This window comes from Micromonospora sp. CA-259024 (assembly GCF_050936255.1).
GTDB lineage: Bacteria > Actinomycetota > Actinomycetes > Mycobacteriales > Micromonosporaceae > Micromonospora.
Genome location: NZ_JBNJND010000001.1, coordinates 680,540 through 695,956 on the forward strand (window position 1 = coordinate 680,540; position 15,417 = coordinate 695,956).

10 protein-coding genes and 2 pseudogenes are annotated in these 15,417 nt (G+C 69.7%); 6 read left to right on the forward strand and 6 right to left on the reverse strand.

Going from position 1 to position 15,417, the window contains the following annotated elements:
- Nucleotides 1-36: 36 nt before the first annotated feature.
- From ACQEUX_RS03035 to ACQEUX_RS03045, 3 genes are all read left to right on the forward strand, one after another.
- The gene (locus ACQEUX_RS03035) at nucleotides 37-1,146 is read left to right on the forward strand and encodes a pyridoxal phosphate-dependent aminotransferase (RefSeq protein ID WP_433040718.1); all 1,110 of its coding nucleotides are present in this window, start codon (nucleotides 37-39) and stop codon (nucleotides 1,144-1,146) included.
- A gap of 949 nt (nucleotides 1,147-2,095) precedes the next feature.
- Nucleotides 2,096-2,527: a DUF6153 family protein gene (locus tag ACQEUX_RS03040; protein WP_433040721.1), complete on the forward strand. Its 432-nt coding sequence runs from the start codon at nucleotides 2,096-2,098 to the stop codon at nucleotides 2,525-2,527.
- Between the two features lie 87 nt (nucleotides 2,528-2,614).
- Complete coding sequence (locus ACQEUX_RS03045) at nucleotides 2,615-3,292, forward strand: DUF305 domain-containing protein (RefSeq protein ID WP_433040724.1); 678 nt, start codon at nucleotides 2,615-2,617, stop codon at nucleotides 3,290-3,292.
- A 233-nt stretch (nucleotides 3,293-3,525) separates the two neighbouring features.
- Here the strand turns inward: ACQEUX_RS03045 and ACQEUX_RS03050 are convergent, their stop codons facing one another.
- The 3 genes and pseudogenes from ACQEUX_RS03050 to ACQEUX_RS03060 form a co-directional block, all read right to left on the reverse strand.
- Complete coding sequence (locus ACQEUX_RS03050; protein WP_433040727.1) at nucleotides 3,526-4,812, reverse strand: IS256 family transposase; 1,287 nt, start codon at nucleotides 4,810-4,812, stop codon at nucleotides 3,526-3,528.
- Nucleotides 4,812-5,008: pseudogene (locus ACQEUX_RS03055) on the reverse strand (hypothetical protein); the annotation flags it as partial. The gene ACQEUX_RS03050 and the pseudogene ACQEUX_RS03055, both read right to left, overlap by 1 nt.
- 221 nt (nucleotides 5,009-5,229) lie before the next feature.
- On the reverse strand, nucleotides 5,230-6,444 hold the full coding sequence (locus ACQEUX_RS03060) for a S8 family peptidase (protein WP_433040730.1): 1,215 nt from the start codon (nucleotides 6,442-6,444) through the stop codon (nucleotides 5,230-5,232).
- 650 nt (nucleotides 6,445-7,094) lie between these two features.
- On the opposite strand from ACQEUX_RS03060, the gene ACQEUX_RS03065 reads away from it, so the two are divergent.
- A complete protein-coding gene (locus tag ACQEUX_RS03065) occupies nucleotides 7,095-7,436 on the forward strand; it encodes an anti-sigma-D factor RsdA (protein ID WP_433040733.1) in 342 nt (113 codons plus the stop codon).
- A 316-nt stretch (nucleotides 7,437-7,752) separates the two neighbouring features.
- On the opposite strand, the gene ACQEUX_RS03070 is transcribed toward ACQEUX_RS03065, so the two are convergent.
- Nucleotides 7,753-8,703 (reverse strand): hypothetical protein, encoded by a 951-nt coding sequence (locus ACQEUX_RS03070; protein ID WP_433040736.1) that lies wholly within the window; start codon nucleotides 8,701-8,703, stop codon nucleotides 7,753-7,755.
- Between the two features lie 247 nt (nucleotides 8,704-8,950).
- Between ACQEUX_RS03070 and ACQEUX_RS03075 the strand changes: the two are divergent.
- A pseudogene (locus ACQEUX_RS03075) lies at nucleotides 8,951-9,055 on the forward strand (IS982 family transposase); the annotation flags it as partial.
- Nucleotides 9,056-9,160: 105 nt separating this feature from the next.
- On the opposite strand, the gene ACQEUX_RS03080 reads toward ACQEUX_RS03075, so the two are convergent.
- Nucleotides 9,161-9,994 (reverse strand): hypothetical protein, encoded by an 834-nt coding sequence (locus tag ACQEUX_RS03080; RefSeq protein WP_433040739.1) that lies wholly within the window; start codon nucleotides 9,992-9,994, stop codon nucleotides 9,161-9,163.
- 701 nt (nucleotides 9,995-10,695) lie between these two features.
- Here ACQEUX_RS03080 and ACQEUX_RS03085 point away from each other — a divergent pair.
- Nucleotides 10,696-12,963 carry an amino acid adenylation domain-containing protein gene (locus tag ACQEUX_RS03085; protein ID WP_433040742.1) on the forward strand — a complete coding sequence of 756 codons (2,268 nt, stop codon included), beginning with the start codon at nucleotides 10,696-10,698 and terminating at the stop codon, nucleotides 12,961-12,963.
- A gap of 42 nt (nucleotides 12,964-13,005) precedes the next feature.
- Here the strand turns inward: ACQEUX_RS03085 and ACQEUX_RS03090 are convergent, their stop codons facing one another.
- The gene (locus tag ACQEUX_RS03090) at nucleotides 13,006-15,396 is read right to left on the reverse strand and encodes a condensation domain-containing protein (RefSeq protein ID WP_433040745.1); all 2,391 of its coding nucleotides are present in this window, start codon (nucleotides 15,394-15,396) and stop codon (nucleotides 13,006-13,008) included.
- Nucleotides 15,397-15,417 lie beyond the last annotated feature (21 nt).

A 15,417-nucleotide genomic window follows, 5' to 3' on the forward strand; every position in this document is an offset into this window, starting at 1 on the left:
TGCCCCTGCCCGGCGTACACCTCGATGATGTGCACCATGACCGCCTTCGCGCCGAGCGCCATGACCGCTCTGATCGACCTCTCGGTTCGCTATGACCTGGCGGAGAGCACATGCCCGCCGCTGAACCTCGGCGATCTTGCCGACGCGGCGACGCTCGCCGCCGTCCCGCTGGCCTATGGCACCTCGCGCGGTGATGCCCGCCTGCGCGCGCTGATCGCCGCCGACACCGGGGTGGACGCCGAGCAAGTGCTGGTGACGGTCGGTGCGATCGAAGCGATGTTCCTCCTAGCTCAGGTCAGTTGCGCCCCGGGCGATCGGGTTCTGCTGGCCACGCCGTGCTTTCCGCCGGCTCGAACGGTCCCGGAAGGGCTCGGGGCACGGGTGGACGTGGTGCCGTTGTCGTTCGACGACGGCTACCGGTTGCCGCTGGACCGGATCTCCGCGGAGCTCGACCCGCGCACACGTCTGGTGTCCCTGGCCTCGCCGCAGAACCCGTCCGGCGTCCGATTCACCGAGCAGGAGCTGCGCACGTTGCTCGAGACGGTACGGGAGCGCGCGCCGGACGCGGTCGTCCTTGTCGACGAGACCTATCGGGAGTCGACCTACGGCGACGCCGCGACACCGCGCTCGGCGGCGACGCTATCGCCGCAGCTCGTCACCTGCTCCTCCGTGTCCAAGGCACACGGCGCACCCGGTCTACGCCTTGGCTGGTTGACCACGACCAACACCGCGCTCTACGACCAGCTCCGTGAGGCCAAGTTCCTCACCACGATCGCCTGCTCCACTGTCGACGAATTTCTCGCCGCGCAGGTACTTCGGCAGCGGACCGAGATCCTCGCGCCCCGCGCCAAGCGACTCCGGGAGGCGCTCGACGAGCTACTGCAATGGACGCGGGACCAGCCGGTCGAAATCGTCCTCCCGGACGGCGGAGCCATGTGCTGCCTGCGCCTGCCCACAGACCGGTTCACCGACGACGCGGTCCGGACCTTCTACGCCCGCCTCGCCGAACGCGACACCCGAGTCGCACCGGGATCCTGGTTCGGCGAGCATGACCGGGTCTTCCGACTCGGCTTCGGCCACCTCTCAGCCAGCGACTTCAGCGCGGCCCTCGAATGCCTCGCTGACGCCCTCACCGCAGGCAGCTGACAAAATTCCCGTGCGCCTTTGCCCCGCACAGTTCGTCGAGGGGCTCAGCGGCGCGCCCGCCGTCGAAGAGAGCACCGGCCTGGTCTACGGCGTGGTGAAGGCGTCACGGGACAGGTCTGACAATCGCGGCGGCTGGCTGGTGCAGGCCACCGATGGCGGTGGCTCGCCAGAACCACAGCGAGCGCCTTGGACGGCCTGGCCGGCCGGGTACGCCGGACTTTTGGCCGGTGCCCGGGGACCGGACTGCACGCTCTGCTCTCCGCCCAGCTGCGGTGGCGGATCCACCGGCTGGATTTTCGCGCTGATCGTGAGCGACTGTGAGCCGTTGTGAGAACGGGGGGCGCTCGCCAGAGCACACAAACACGGGTCTGAGGGTGTCAGCATGCCGTCCGACTCGCCGTGTAACACGGTGCCCATGTCCCACGCCGGTGGAGAAGGAAGGTTGAGTGCGCCGCCTCCTGGACAGGGTGGGACCGCCCGACCCCCGTGGTCCCGCCCGGTCAGACCTCCAAAAGAGGGCCAAAGTGCGACAAGACGGAGCATCAACGCTAGGGAAGATCGTGACAACGAGCGTGCCAGATACCTCGACCCACGTGCCAAATTCGGTGCCGCAGGAACGAGGTGCCGAGTGCCGGCACTGTGGTGAGCCCCTGTGGCAGGACTGGTTATGGGGATGGATGCACGAAGGCAGTCGCTATCTGTGCCAGGATCCGGCCACGGGTGAACTGCTGTGCCAACCCGCAACACCCGTCTGACTCGTCGCCTTTGGCCTGGTCCGGAGTGACCCTGAGCCCGGCGGTCGGGGCGGTGCTGATGTCCGCCTCTACCATCGTGGTCGCACTCAACGCCCAACTGCTGCGCCGCGTGCAGCTACGGAACCCGGATCGTCGAGACCCGGATCGCGGGTTAGCCCCAAGGGTTCCAGCGCCGGCACGCTAGCGTGGAGCGCATGACACAGCCAGCAGCACGAGCCGGACTTCTCGTCCGGTTCGTGCTGCTGGCCAGCACCCTTATCGGGCTGGCTGCCATGCACAGCCTCGGGCACGACCCCATCGCGTCGATGCGATCCGACGGCGGCCACGCCAGTCATACAGCCGCGCAGCCGGCCCCGCCCGCGGCCCACGGATGCGACAGCGACAACTGCGATCACCCATCGGCCACCCCGCTCGGCCATGGCAACGCACACCTGCCCGGCTGGCAGGTGTGCCTGGCCATCGTCACGGCCGTCGGCCTCACGGTAGCCCTCGGCGCACTCCTGCTCGCCCGCACGAGTCACGCCCGCCCACGGCAGCGCCCAAGCCGGCGCGCCCCGAGCTCCCGGGCGCCGCCAGTGCCCCACGTCGGACTGCACCTGGCCTCGGTGTCGGTGCTGCGCGTATAGGAGCCGCGAGCTCTGACGGGACACGTCCCGCCGGACTCGCATGCACCTGTTCCGCAGTTTCCTCGATATCGAAAGGCACATTCTGCGATGACTCGCACCTGTCTGCGCCGCGCCGTCCTGGCAGCGGCCAGTCTTACTACCGCCGCCGTGCTCGCCGGCTGCGGCGCCGACGACCACGGCGCCACCGGCGGGGGCCACAACAGCGACACCACGGCCAGCCCGGCCGCCAGCCCCGCCCCGAGCAGCCCTGGCGCCGGCAACGCCGCCGACGTCACGTTCGCCCAGGAGATGATCCCGCATCACCAGCAGGCCGTGCAGATGGCCGACCTCGCCATCAACCGCGCCATCGACGCCGACGTCAAGCGACTCGCCACCCAGATCAAGGCCGCCCAAGGGCCAGAGATCACCACCATGACCCGGTGGCTGGCCGCCTGGGGCACACCGGCGCCAACGACCAGCATTACCGGCATGCCCGGCATGCATCACGGCGAAAGCGCCAACGCCTCACCCGGCGTGGAAGCGGACCATCGCATGCCCGGCATGATGACCGACGCCGACATGACCACACTCGCCGCTGCCACCGGCACCGACTTCGACAGGCAGTTCCTCACCATGATGATCGCGCACCATCAGGGCGCCATCACCATGGCCAAGAACGAGATCAGCAACGGCGCCAACATCGACGCGAAAGCCCTCGCCCAGCAGATCGTCGACGACCAGCAGGCAGAGATCGACACCATGAACACAATCCTCGCCCGCCTCTGACCGGCGCGATGTGCCCGGGCGTTTCTCGACGCCCGGGCACACCCCGTTCATCCGATCAATCCCCGCGAGCGACAGGCACGAGGGCGGCAACGGCGTTCGAATCGACGGCCGATCCGGCGCTACCGCTCTGGTCAACTCGCCCGCTGCTCAGTTGCGGGGCCAGACTCGCACCGGTACCCGGGGGAACGCTGCCATCGGGGCTGTCTCGCTAACGGTGTTTTCGGCAATCTTGGTTAGTAGGTTTCAGCGGCGGGGAAGCGGTCGCTGAAGGTGATGGCGAAGGCGTTCAACGCGGGTTTCCAGCGCATCGTCCATCGGGTTCTGCCTGCTCCGGTGGGGTCCAGGGACCGAGTCACCAGGTACAGGCACTTCAACGCGGCCAGCTCGTTGGGGAAGTGGCCACGGGCCTTCACGGCCCGTCGGTAGCGGGCGTTCAACGACTCGATCGCGTTGGTCGAGCAGATCACCTTGCGGATCTCCACGTCGTAGTCGAGGAACGGGATGAATTCGGCCCACGCGTTGTCCCACAACCGGATCACCGCCGGATACCGCCTGCCCCACTTCTCCGCCAAGTCGTCGAACGCGGCGCGGGCCGCCTGGGCGTTCACTGCGGTGTAGATCGGCTTGATGTCGTGCTTCAGCGCGTCCCAGTACTTGCGCGACGTGAGCCGGAAGGTGTTGCGGATCAGATGGATGATGCACGTCTGCACCACCGTCTGCGGCCACACGTTCGTCACGACCTCGGGCAGGCCTTTGAGGCCGTCGCAGACGAGGAAGAACACGTCCTTCACGCCCCGGTTACGCAGGTCGGTCAGCACGCTCATCCAGAACTTCGCGCCCTCACCACCCGTGCCAGCCCACAGCCCGAGGATGTCCTTCTCCCCGTCGAGGGTGACCCCGATCGCGGCATAGAACGGCCGGTTCGCGACCTGCCCGTCGCGGACCTTGACCACGATCGCGTCGATGAACACCGCCGCGTAAATCGCATCCAGCGGGCGATGGGACCAGTCGGTCATCTCCTCGATCACCTTGTCGGTGATCCGCGAAATGGTCTCCTTGCTGACCGAGGCGCCGTAGATCTCGGCGAAGTGAGCGCTGATCTCTCCGGTGGTCAGCCCTTTGGCATACAGCGACAACACGACCTCGTCGACCCCGGACAGGCGGCGCTGCCGCTTGCGGACGATCTGGGGCTCGAACGTGCCAGCCCGGTCCCGCGGCACGTCGATCTGCACCGGCCCGTTGGCCTCGGTCAGCACCGTCTTCGAGCGGGTGCCGTTGCGGATGTTGCCCGACTCCACCCCAGCCGACTCATGTTTCTCGTAGCCGAGGTGTTCGGTCATCTCCTCGTTCAGCGCGGTCTCCAGGACCGACTTGGTCAACTGCTTGAGCAGCCCGTCCGGGCCGGTCAGGGACAGCCCTTGTTCCTTGGCCGCCCGGACCAACTCGGCCGCGGCCTTCGCCTCAGCCGATGGCTCAGGCCGCTTCTTACGTCCGGTCTGGTCGTTCAGTGTCGCGGTCATCACGGCACCCTCCTCACCAGGCACAACGCCTGGCGGGTCAGGCCGGAAACACCGTTAGATCCACAGACCCCTGCCATCAGGAAATGTGCGGTGAGGCGGTCGCGCAGGAGGCAGTCCGGCCAGGCGTCCAGCACTTCGGGCAGGGTGCGGTGCCCGAGGGCCAGGTGAGCAGGCCACCGGGCGGGATGACGGCGTGGGTCTCGGGGTGTGAAGGCCGGGTTCTCCGACGCCGCAGTCGAATCTGCCGCCGCGCCGGTGAGCTACGCGTGGCACGGCATGAGCCAAGCACCGGCCGCTTGCTGGGGAGCAAGGAGCGGCCGGTGCTGGGTTCGTGGCTCCCGCAGCACGGGACGCGCGGCGAGGAGTCGGGGTGGGAAGGGTCGAGGATGCCGGCACCGTCGCCGGTGCCGGCCTTTCTTAGAAGGTGGCGACGTTGAGGAGCTTCTCCTTGAGGCCGTCCGGGTCGCCGACGTTGTTCCAGTCCGTCGTGCCGACCGACTGGAGGGCGGACTTGACGGTGCCGGGCGAGGCGGTGGGGTGGGTGGCCTTGTAGAGGGCGGCGCCACCGGCGACGTGCGGGCTGGCCATCGAGGTGCCGGAGATGGTGTCGTAGCCGCCGCCCTTCCAGGTCGACTCGATGCAGACACCGGGGGCGATCAGGTCGACGTCAGCGCCGTAGTTGGAGAAGTCGGCGAGGGTGTCGTCGACGTCGCTGCGGCAGGTGGCGGCGGCACCGCCGCCGGGAAGGCCGTTGAAGTCGGCGAGGGCGCTGACGGTGATCACCTCGTCGTACGCCGCCGGCACGAACGTGCTGGAGTCAGCAGAGCTGTTGCCGGCCGCGACGACGTACGTGACGCCGGCGGCGACCGAGCGGCAGATCGCCTCGTGCATCGCGTCCTTGTTGCTGCCACAGGCGCTGTCGGAGCCGGAGCCACCGAGGCTCATGTTGGCTACCTCGATCTTGTCCGCGTTCGCGGTCACGTAGTCGATGCCGCAGATGATGTCAGAGAAGCTGCCGCTGCCCGAGTTGCTCAATACCCGCACGGGCCAGATCCGGGCACCCGGGGCGACGCCGACCACACCGGTGCTGTTGTCCAGTGCACCGATGGTGCCGGCGACGTGGGTGCCGTGCCCGTTGCCGTCGTCCGCGGTGCGCCCGGTGCTGCAGTTCTTCGCACCGGTGGTGTAGACGTTCAGGTCCGGGTGGTCCAGATCGACGCCGGTGTCGATGACGGCGACGTCTACGTTGACCCGCTCGTCCACGCCGTTGATTTTCGCGGTCGGGCTGAGCTCGGCGTCGGCCCGGTTGATACCGGTGGGGGTCGACTGCGCCTTGATGGTCGCCACCCCGTCAGCCTGCACGAACAACACTCGCGAATCCCGGGCGATCCGCTCGGCGGCGGTGGCGCTCATCTGGGCCGAGTAGCCGCGCAGCGCGTGCTGGTAGACGTAGCCGACCGTCGCGCCGTTCGCGCGGGCGTGCGTGGCGGCGACGGACGGCGAGTCGGCGTCCGCGCGGAGGACGACGATGTAGCCGCTGGTCGCGTCAGCGGGGGCTGCGGTGGCGCCCGTCGCTGCGGCGGAGGCGACGACGATGCCGGTGAGCATCGCGACGCCGAGCGTTCTGCGCATGGGGGTTCCTCTCCAGGTGTGGCAGGGGGCGGTTGGCCCACCGGCAGCCTGCACGGGGATGCGCGGCCCCGACCAGAAGGAAGCACCATTCGTTACTATAAATATACAAGTAGGTACAAATGACGCATAATGACGGCCCCGACGTCGTGGACATCGGGTCGCGAACGCTCCTTCCGGGATAGCGGCGGGTGATCCGTCCGCGTTTCACCACGGGCTCCTGGTGTCGAGCGGGCAGGCGGATACCGTCGAGCCAGTGGGACCGAGAGGGGTCCGTGAATGGACGGAGACACCGAATCCCGCACTCGTACGTCAGGCCGCTGAGGGGATCCTGCGGCGATAGCGCGGGTCATGACCCTGATCAGGCCGATCGCGGTGGGCTACAGCCTGGCGCATCCCGGACGCACCCGACCCCACCCCGGGTCCGGAGGTACGTGCTCTCACCGCCGACCTGGCTGCCCACCTGGCCGGGCTGCTGGCCCAGCTGCCGACAACCCACCAGGAAATCCTCGTGCTGCGGCTGGCGGTCGGCATGACGGCCGACGAGGTCGATACGGTCTGGGCATGAGCGCAGCCGCGGTGCGCCTGGCACAGCGCCGTGCGCTCACCCGGCTCCGTACACTCGCCGGCGAAACCCTCGCCGAGGTGATCCCGTGACCTTCGACGGGCCCACTACACCGGACCCCGTCGAGCGGGACGACCGGCTGCTCGACGCGATCAGCCGCGGTGAGCCACTGGGCGACCACCCGGCCGACGACCCGCTCGCCGCGCTGTTAACCGGCTGGCACGCCAACGTGCTGGCGCGATCGCAGGACCTGGAATCGACCCTCGGTCTCGCGCCGGTGGGGCCAGCAGACCAGGACCCACCCGCACCACTACCAACGGCCCCCGCCGCACCCGGTCACGGCGCCGCCCGGCCCGCCCGGTCAGAGCGCACCCCCGGCCTCGCCGCCCTCACCCAGAAACCGAGGTGGCGACCGAGACACAAGGCATAGGCCGGTGCGACGCTGGCCATGGTCGCCATCATCAGCGGTGTCTGGCTAGGCGCCGCCCGCGCCCAACCGGGCAAGCTGAGTGGCCAGTCAGCGGTCAGTACGCCGACGCCCGCTACCACCTGGAGCGCGCCGTAGCCCTGCCGGACGGCATCAACGACCACGAGACCGCCGTGCGGCTGCGAAACGACATCGAGCAACCTAGCCAACAGCTGCCACCCCCCACCCCGGCGGTGCCGAAGAGTCCTTCGGCCCCCGATGCCCACGTCCCGACCGGCCGACCGGCACCCTCCCTCACGGCACCACCCACCGCCGCCCGTCAGCCCTGCATGCCGCCGGCTCCAGGGGTTGCCGCCGTGCAGGTGCTTCCGGCGTAGCGGAAGAGGGAATCGGTGACGTCGTTCCGGATCGACCGGCGCCGGGTCAGTGAGTACGTGCTGACCACCGGTTCCGCGGCCAGCGGGTCCGGTCGGACCGGGCAGGCGTCGAGGCGGTCCAGCAGCCACACCCGTTCGCCGCTCGGGCCGGTGCCGGTGCTGAACGACAGGGTCAGCGCCGTGGTGCCGACGTACCGGGGCGGCGGGGCCGACTCAAGGGTGGGCTGGGTCAGGCAGGCCGGCGTCGTGTCGACCACCCGGGCCGTGATGCCGACGTGCCCGGCCGACTCCTCGGTCACCCGTACCGACGGGGGCTGCGGGGCGACCTCGATGCGCTGCCAGTCGTCCCAGAAGTTTCCGGTCGGGCGGGGTGTCGCCGGTGGCGGGGTGCCGGTCGGCAGGAGTATGTCGCACCGCCGGGCGTTGCGGTGCAGTTCGTTGAGGGCGGTGCTGTAGGCGCCGTCGCGGTGCAGCGCGTCGAGGTACGGCGTGACGTCACTCGGGATCCGCGCGTCCAGCAACGTGAAGAGCCGGTCCAGATAGGAGTCCAGGAGTTCCGGTCCCGGATCGACCTCGTCCGCCGGTATCGACAACAGGTGACGCAGGCCCGTCGGGCAGGTGCTGGCCAGCGACGGGGTGTTCATGACGAGCGCGGCGGCCCGGACGGGATCGTTGCAGACCTCGACGAACGCGGCCCGGTCCCGCGCCTCCTGCTCGGCGTCCAACGACGCGGTCCGGTGGTCGATGTACCAGGTGGCGACCGAGGCGAGCGCGATGAACGCGGCACCGAGCGTGGCGCCGACCGATCGGGGACGGCGTCCACCGTCGCCGCCGCGCCCCGGTTCCGGCTCCGCCGGCTCGGTGGGTTGGTCGCCGCCTGACCGCTCCGCCATGACCGACCCCTTTCTTGATCGTCCAGGCTCCACGGTAGTTAACCGCGACAAGGTCCCCGTCGGCCGACGCGCCCGCCATGTATGTCCGCGCCCGCGTATGTGTCCACCCAGGGTTGGTACGCATCGACTACAAACAAGCAAGCGCGCGTACGGGAAGGAAACATGGGAGACGTTGCCACGGTCGAATCGACGATGCTGGCACCCGGGTCACTGGTCGTAGCGATCGCGGCCTTCCGGGGACAGCGTCGGCGTGCCGATCGCCTGGGCGCTCGCGACCCCGAAGATCGACGAGCGGCAGGTCCTGACCGCCATTCTCGGACATGACCCCGACCTCGTCACCGATCGGCCGGGGCGGACAGGACGGCCCGGTCCGGCCAGGACAGCCGCGGCCGGCACCGGACGTGCCGCCGCAGCACCGCAACTTCATGCCTTGGTGGTGCGTGGCGAGAGCGGGAGGCTATCCCGCCCGGTACCGGGCAATCGCAGCGGCGGCGGCCTCCCCGTCCTCGTAGTAGCGCATGAAGCGCTCGACGGAGCCGCCGGCCTCCAGCACGTTCAGCGCGATGGCCCGGACCTCCCGTGCCATGTCGGGGTCGCCCGATCCGCCTGCGCCGTCCGGAATGTCGAGGATGGCTGCCATCACCGGTGTGACCACTGGACCGTGCTGGCCGGAGACTGCCCGCACCAGGTGGGCACGTTGCGGCCAGGTGTCCAGCGAGGGGTACGCGTCGACCAGAGCCTTGAGCAGCTTTTCTCCGAACGGTTGGCGTAGCTTCTCGATCGCGTCGCGGTCGCCGGCCCGAATCGCCGTCAGCAGGGCGCGCAGCAGACCGGCGTCGCTGATGTCGTACTGCCGGGCTCGGACATCCTCCACCCGGTGCTCCCCGTTCACGACGGTCACCACGGCGGCAAGTTCGAAGTACCACAGGCGGTCGGCGTACATCTCCCGTTCGATCGCCCCGGCGAGGCCGTTCTGCCCATGCTCGCGGAGCCGGTCGACGCTGTAGCGGAGATAGTCGCGGGTGCCGCCGATCACCGTCGTCCCGTACGGGAGACGCCGTCGCGGCAGCGCGTACTCGCCGGCCAGTGCGGTGACCACGAGTAGCCGCTCGCCGTCGTCGTCCGGCATCCGCCACACCGCGTCGAGTTCGTCGGGTTCGGTCGGCTCGCTGTCCGTGCCCCAGAGGCGTACCGCTTCGGGAAACACCTGTTGCACGTAGCTCGTGGCGCACAGCCGGGCGATCATCCGGTCCGCTTCCCACACCGCGCGGCTCGTCGCTTCGTGATTCATCCGGCCTCCAAGCTTCGCCGCCGATCCGGCGTCAGCCCGACAGGTTACCCATGGGAAGGGACCGGCGCCTCGGCGATACATGGGACAGTTTCGTGCACAGACTCGACGCCGCGACGGCGTCCGCACCCACGTCGTCGGGGAGCAGGTCGGCTAGGAAATGGGTGCCACCTCCCGTAGGTGGTTCGTCTCACCCGGAGTAACCAGCAATTCGTCCTGCTTTGTTCGTACGTCGAGGTAGGCGAACGTCTGAGGGCTCTGCGGCTGTCCTACGAGGTGGGTCTTCGACCGTCCACCCTCGAGGGTGGGGCTGAGTCGCCGCGTCGGATGAGGTTGGGCGCGAGATAGTCCCCGTGCCGCCCGATCAGCGGGTAATGGGATGAGCAGGCTCATGCCGAAGAAGCGCACACCTCGCCAACGACGCGTCGCTCAGAAGCAGTCCCGTCTGCAGCAACGGCTGCAGCCGTGCGGCGGCTGCGCCGCTGGCGGTGACACCCAGCGGCATCGATCATCCGGTAGGGTCGCCACGTGAGAAGCGCCTCTCGGTGCCGGCTGCCTTCTGGCTCCGACATCCGAATTCTCCCAGCTCAGAGGTGTGCCGGTGGGTCCATGTGCGACCTGTTGCATCGAGTTCGTGAACGTCGGGGCACGGGGTCGGGGCCTCATGCGCCGAGCGCCGCACCAGGACCCCAACGGAGGATCCGATGACCATGAGGCCTTCGCCTCCGCAGCTTCCTCCGGCTCGCGACCCGATGGCGGCGCAACCGGTGACCGTCCACCGGCGGTGCGCGCTTCCCGAGTCGACAGGGGAAGCGCTGCGGGCGGTCTCCACCCGGCTCGGGGTGTCACCGGTCGCCCTGTTCGTTCAGGCATTCGCGGACGTGCTCGGCCTGTGGAGCACCGAGCCGTGCTTCGTGCTGGACCTGATCGGACCCCTCGGCCCTCATCAGGGCCGGGAGATCCACGTCGACACCGGTTCGACGGCGCCCTTCGAGGTTCGGGTCAAGGGCCTCGACCGGCAGATCCAGGGGGGCCACGGCAGCCACCCGGTGTCCGACGTGGCCACCCGGCCCGGCCCGTCGGGCGGGGAGCCGGGCCTGCGTCGGGTGACGGTGCGCTGCGGGTTCGACGGTGGTGTCGCCGACCGGGCGGGGGACCGCGCACCGTTTCACGGAAGCGAACCGGACCCCGGGCTCGCGTGTGGCGTCCGGGACGACGGTGGAAGCCTGGTCATCGCCTGGGACTGTCTCGATGCGCTGTTCGCCCCGAACCTCGCTGAGGACATGCTCGCGAGCTTCGTCGACCTGCTCACCCGGCTGGCTGGGGTGACCGGCCGGGTTGCCCGGACCGGGGGCCGTGGACTGGGCGCGGAGGTCGCGCTGCCTGAGGGGCAGGCGGCGGTCCGTCGTCGGGTCAACGCCACCGCGAAGCCGATTTCGGACCAACTTCTGCACGACATGTTCTGGGACCAGGCGCGACGAGCACCCGAACGGTTGGCGGTGATCGCCAACGACCGCACCCTCACCTATGGCGCGCTCCAGACGGCGGCGGCCAATCTGGCCGATCGACTCCAGGCGGCCGGTGCCAGGCCGAACGAGCTGGTGGCCATCGTCATGGAGAAGGGTTGGCAACAGCCGGTCGCGGCCTTTGGGATCCTCGAATCCGGCGCGGCCTACGTGCCGATCGAGCCGAACCTGCCCGAAGAACGTTTTCACCATTTGTTGCGACATGCCCGCATCTCCGTCGCGGTCACCCAGGCGGAGCTGGCCACCAGCCTGCCCTGGCCGGCTGACGTTCAGCTGGTGATCGTTGACGAGGCGATGCTGGTCGGGGAGGTCAGGCCGGCGTCACGGCGGGCACAACGCGTAGGTGATCTCGCCTACGTCATCTACACCTCGGGTTCGACGGGCCAGCCCAAGGGCGTGATGATCGACCACCGGGGCGCGGTGAACACGGTGCTGGACGTCAACGACCGGTTCGGAGTGGGGCCGACCGACCGGGTCCTGGCGCTGACACCGCTGAGCTTCGACCTGTCGGTGTATGACCTGTTCGGGCCGCTCGGAGTCGGCGGAGCGCTCGTGATTCCCGACGCGGGATCGGGCCGGGCGCCCTGGCAGTGGGCCGACCTGCTCCAGCGTCATGGTGTGACGGTGTGGAACACCGTTCCCGCGCTGATGGAGATGCTGGTCGGATACCTTGTGGCCAGCCGTGGCCAGCTGTCGGCGTCGGTGCGTCTGGTGATGATGAGCGGCGACTGGATTCCGGTCACCCTGCCCGACCGCATTCGGGCCCTGACGGCGACCCCGGTCGAGCTGGTGAGCCTCGGCGGCGCGACCGAGGCGTCCATCTGGTCGATCTGGCACCCCATCGGCGCGGTGGACGCGTCGCTGCCCAGCATTCCGTACGGGAAGCCGTTGGCGAATCAGTGGTTCGAGGTTCTGGACGGCGCCTTGCGGCAGCGGCCGGACTGGGTGCCGGGCGAGCTCTACGTCGGCGGAACCGGGGTGGCGATGGGGTACTGGCGGGACGAGGAGAAGACACGCCAGGCCTTCGTCGCGCACCCCCGCACCGGGGCGCGGATGTACCGGCTGGGCGACCTCGCCCGATACCTGCCCGACGGCACCCTGGAGTTCCTAGGCCGCGAGGATTTCCAGGTGAAGATCCACGGATATCGGATCGAACTGGGCGAGATCGAAGCGGCGCTGCTCGCGCACAGCGATGTCACCGCGGCCGTCGCCGTTGCCCAGGGCACCACCGGGGGCGGAAAGCGTCTGGTGGCCTACGCGGCGACCGCGGCGCCGGACCGCCTCTCCGACCAGCAGCTCCGGGACCACCTGGCCGGCAAACTGCCGCCGCACATGGTTCCCGCCCACATCGTGGTGCTGGATGCGCTTCCGCTGACCCCGAACGGCAAGGTGGACCGGCGGGCTCTGCCGTCTCCTGATCTGCGCCGGCGGGCCACCACCGCCTGAGCGCGGCGTCGGCCGCCCCTGCCGGCGGTACGCGCAGCCGCCTCAGCGACGGCCCAATTCCGCGACGGCCACCGCGGCGCGGCGGATGTGCTCTCCGCGCAGCACGCCGAAGTGGTCGCTGTCCACCCGGTACGTCCGGGCAGCGGGTCGTAGCCGCGGCGTCCACCCGTCGACCTCAGCGGAGGTGAGTTCGGCGTGGAACAGGACGGCTGCCGTGGACACGACGGCGTCGCTGACATAGGCCGCCCCGGCGCTCGACTGCCTCAGATAGGTGTCCCAGCGACCGAGCAGAGCCTCCGAGGTGACGGCATGGCCTTCCGCGCGGAGGCGGGCGGCGAGCGCGCGCAGCACCCAGGTCACGTCCTGGCCGGACACCCGGGGGATGGCGCCGCCGGCCGGGGCGTCGAGCGACGAACACACCATCGTGGTGAACGCCTCCAACTCGCGGGCGGTGCGGGTGGCGCCCACCGGTTCGCCGGTCGGCGGGGGTGAGTCGAGCAGGAGCAGCGCGGGGGCCGCGTCGCCCCACTGGACGGCGACCTCGTAGCCGACGAGTCCACCGACCGACCACCCGCAGAGCACGTCGGGACGCAGCCCGGCGGCCTCCAGATCCTTCCGGTACCGCCGCGCCATCTCGGGCACGGTGGCGAGCGGCTCTCGCTCCTGCGACCAGGTGACGCGCCAGTCGGACGGCAGCGCGTCGACGAGTTCGCGGAAGTCGTTCGGGGTGCCACCGGCGCCGCCGACCAGGTGCAGGTGGTGACCGCTCCCCTCGGCGACCGTCAGGAGCGTGCTCGACGACCGCTCGCGCTGTTCGGGCTCAGTGCCGACGAGCTGACGGATGATCTGCCCCGGGGTGGGCGTCGCCAACCAGGCCGCGAGGTCGAGGCTCGTGTCGGTTCGTTCGGCGAGCGCGGACACGAAGAGAACGGCGTTGAGCGAGTGACCGCCGCTCGCGAAGAAGTCCGCCTCCATGTCCACCGGGGGATGGTCGAGCAGTTCGGTCCAGACCTCCGACACCAGGGCGGCCGCCCCCGACTGCGACAGCTCGGACGGGAGCTGCCGGTCGGCGTCGACGTCCACACCCGGGCGACACGTCGTTGCTCGGGTGACCAGGCGCAGCGACCCGAGAGCGGCCGGTTCCTCGCCGTCTGCGGCCGACAGCACCGCGTCGAGGTCCGCCAGGAGAGCCGAGACGGTGGACTCGTCGTAGCGCGACGTGCTGTATTCGACCTCGGCGGCGAAAACCCCGGCACCGTCCCAGTAGGTGAGTGCGAGATCGCTGCGACTCGATCGACCGGGGCTCGGGCGCAGGCTCAGGCCGACCGGCCCCAGTCGGAGTTCGGCCACCGGTCCGAGATAGTTGAGTAGAACGGGGGCCGTGCCGCCGAGGTCGGTCTGCAGCGACTCCGGCAACGCCGCGAACACGGCCGGATACGGCGCCGCCTGGTGGCGCAACAACTCCCACAGGCCGTCGCGAGCGCGTCCGACGACCTCGTCGAACGTGTCGTCGGCCGTGACGAGGGCGCGTGCGACGCACATGTTCGCCAGGTAGCCGACGAGCCCCTGATCGCGTCGGCTCATCCGATTGGCGGTCACCACACCCACCACGACGTCCGGACCGGCGCCTCCGCCACGCGCAAGCACCACCTCGAGCGCGGCCAGCATCACCGCGAAGGGGGTGGTGCCGGCACGCCGCGCCGCCGCAGTGATGCCACGAGCCGCCCGGGCGCTGAACTCGTACTGTCTGGTGGCCCCCTCGGCGCCCACGCCGGCGTGCCGGTCGCGGTCCGGCGATACGGTCACCGCGACCGCCCCGTCCAGGGTCTTGCGCCAGTATTCGAGGCTGGCGCTCCACCGCTTCTCGGCCTGCGCCCGGGCCTGGCCCTCGGCGTATTCCCGGAACTGCGGCGCCGGTTCCGGGAACTCGTGGACACCGCCGGCGACGCGGGCGCCGTACGCCCGGGAGAGCTCGTCCAGGAGCACGTTCAGCGCCCATCCGTCCACCGCCGCGTGGTGAGCGACGACGAGCAGCTCGAAGCGGGTGGCGATCCGCACGACGACGAGGCTGACCAGCGGCAGACGGTTCAGCGGGATCGGCTGTGCGTGCACCTCGTCGGCGATCTCCCGGAACAGGGCGTCGGACGGAGCATCGCCGGCGTCATCGACCTCGATCAACCTGACCGCCGCCTCGGCCCGTGGGGCGAACCGGAGCTCCAGTCCGTCGTCGTGCCGGTGGATCGACATGCGCAGCGCGTCGTGCCGGTCGACGAGCTGTTGGTACGCGGCCCGCAGCGCTGCCACGTCAATGGGTCGGTCGGCCGCGAGGCGCCAGGTGAGGTTGTAGACCGACGGCTCCTTGGCGCGCTGCCCGATCCACCACAGGGCCTCCTGAAGGAGGGTCGGGCGTACGGACGGCAGTTCGCGGGTCATTCCGCTGTTCTCCCTTTGAGC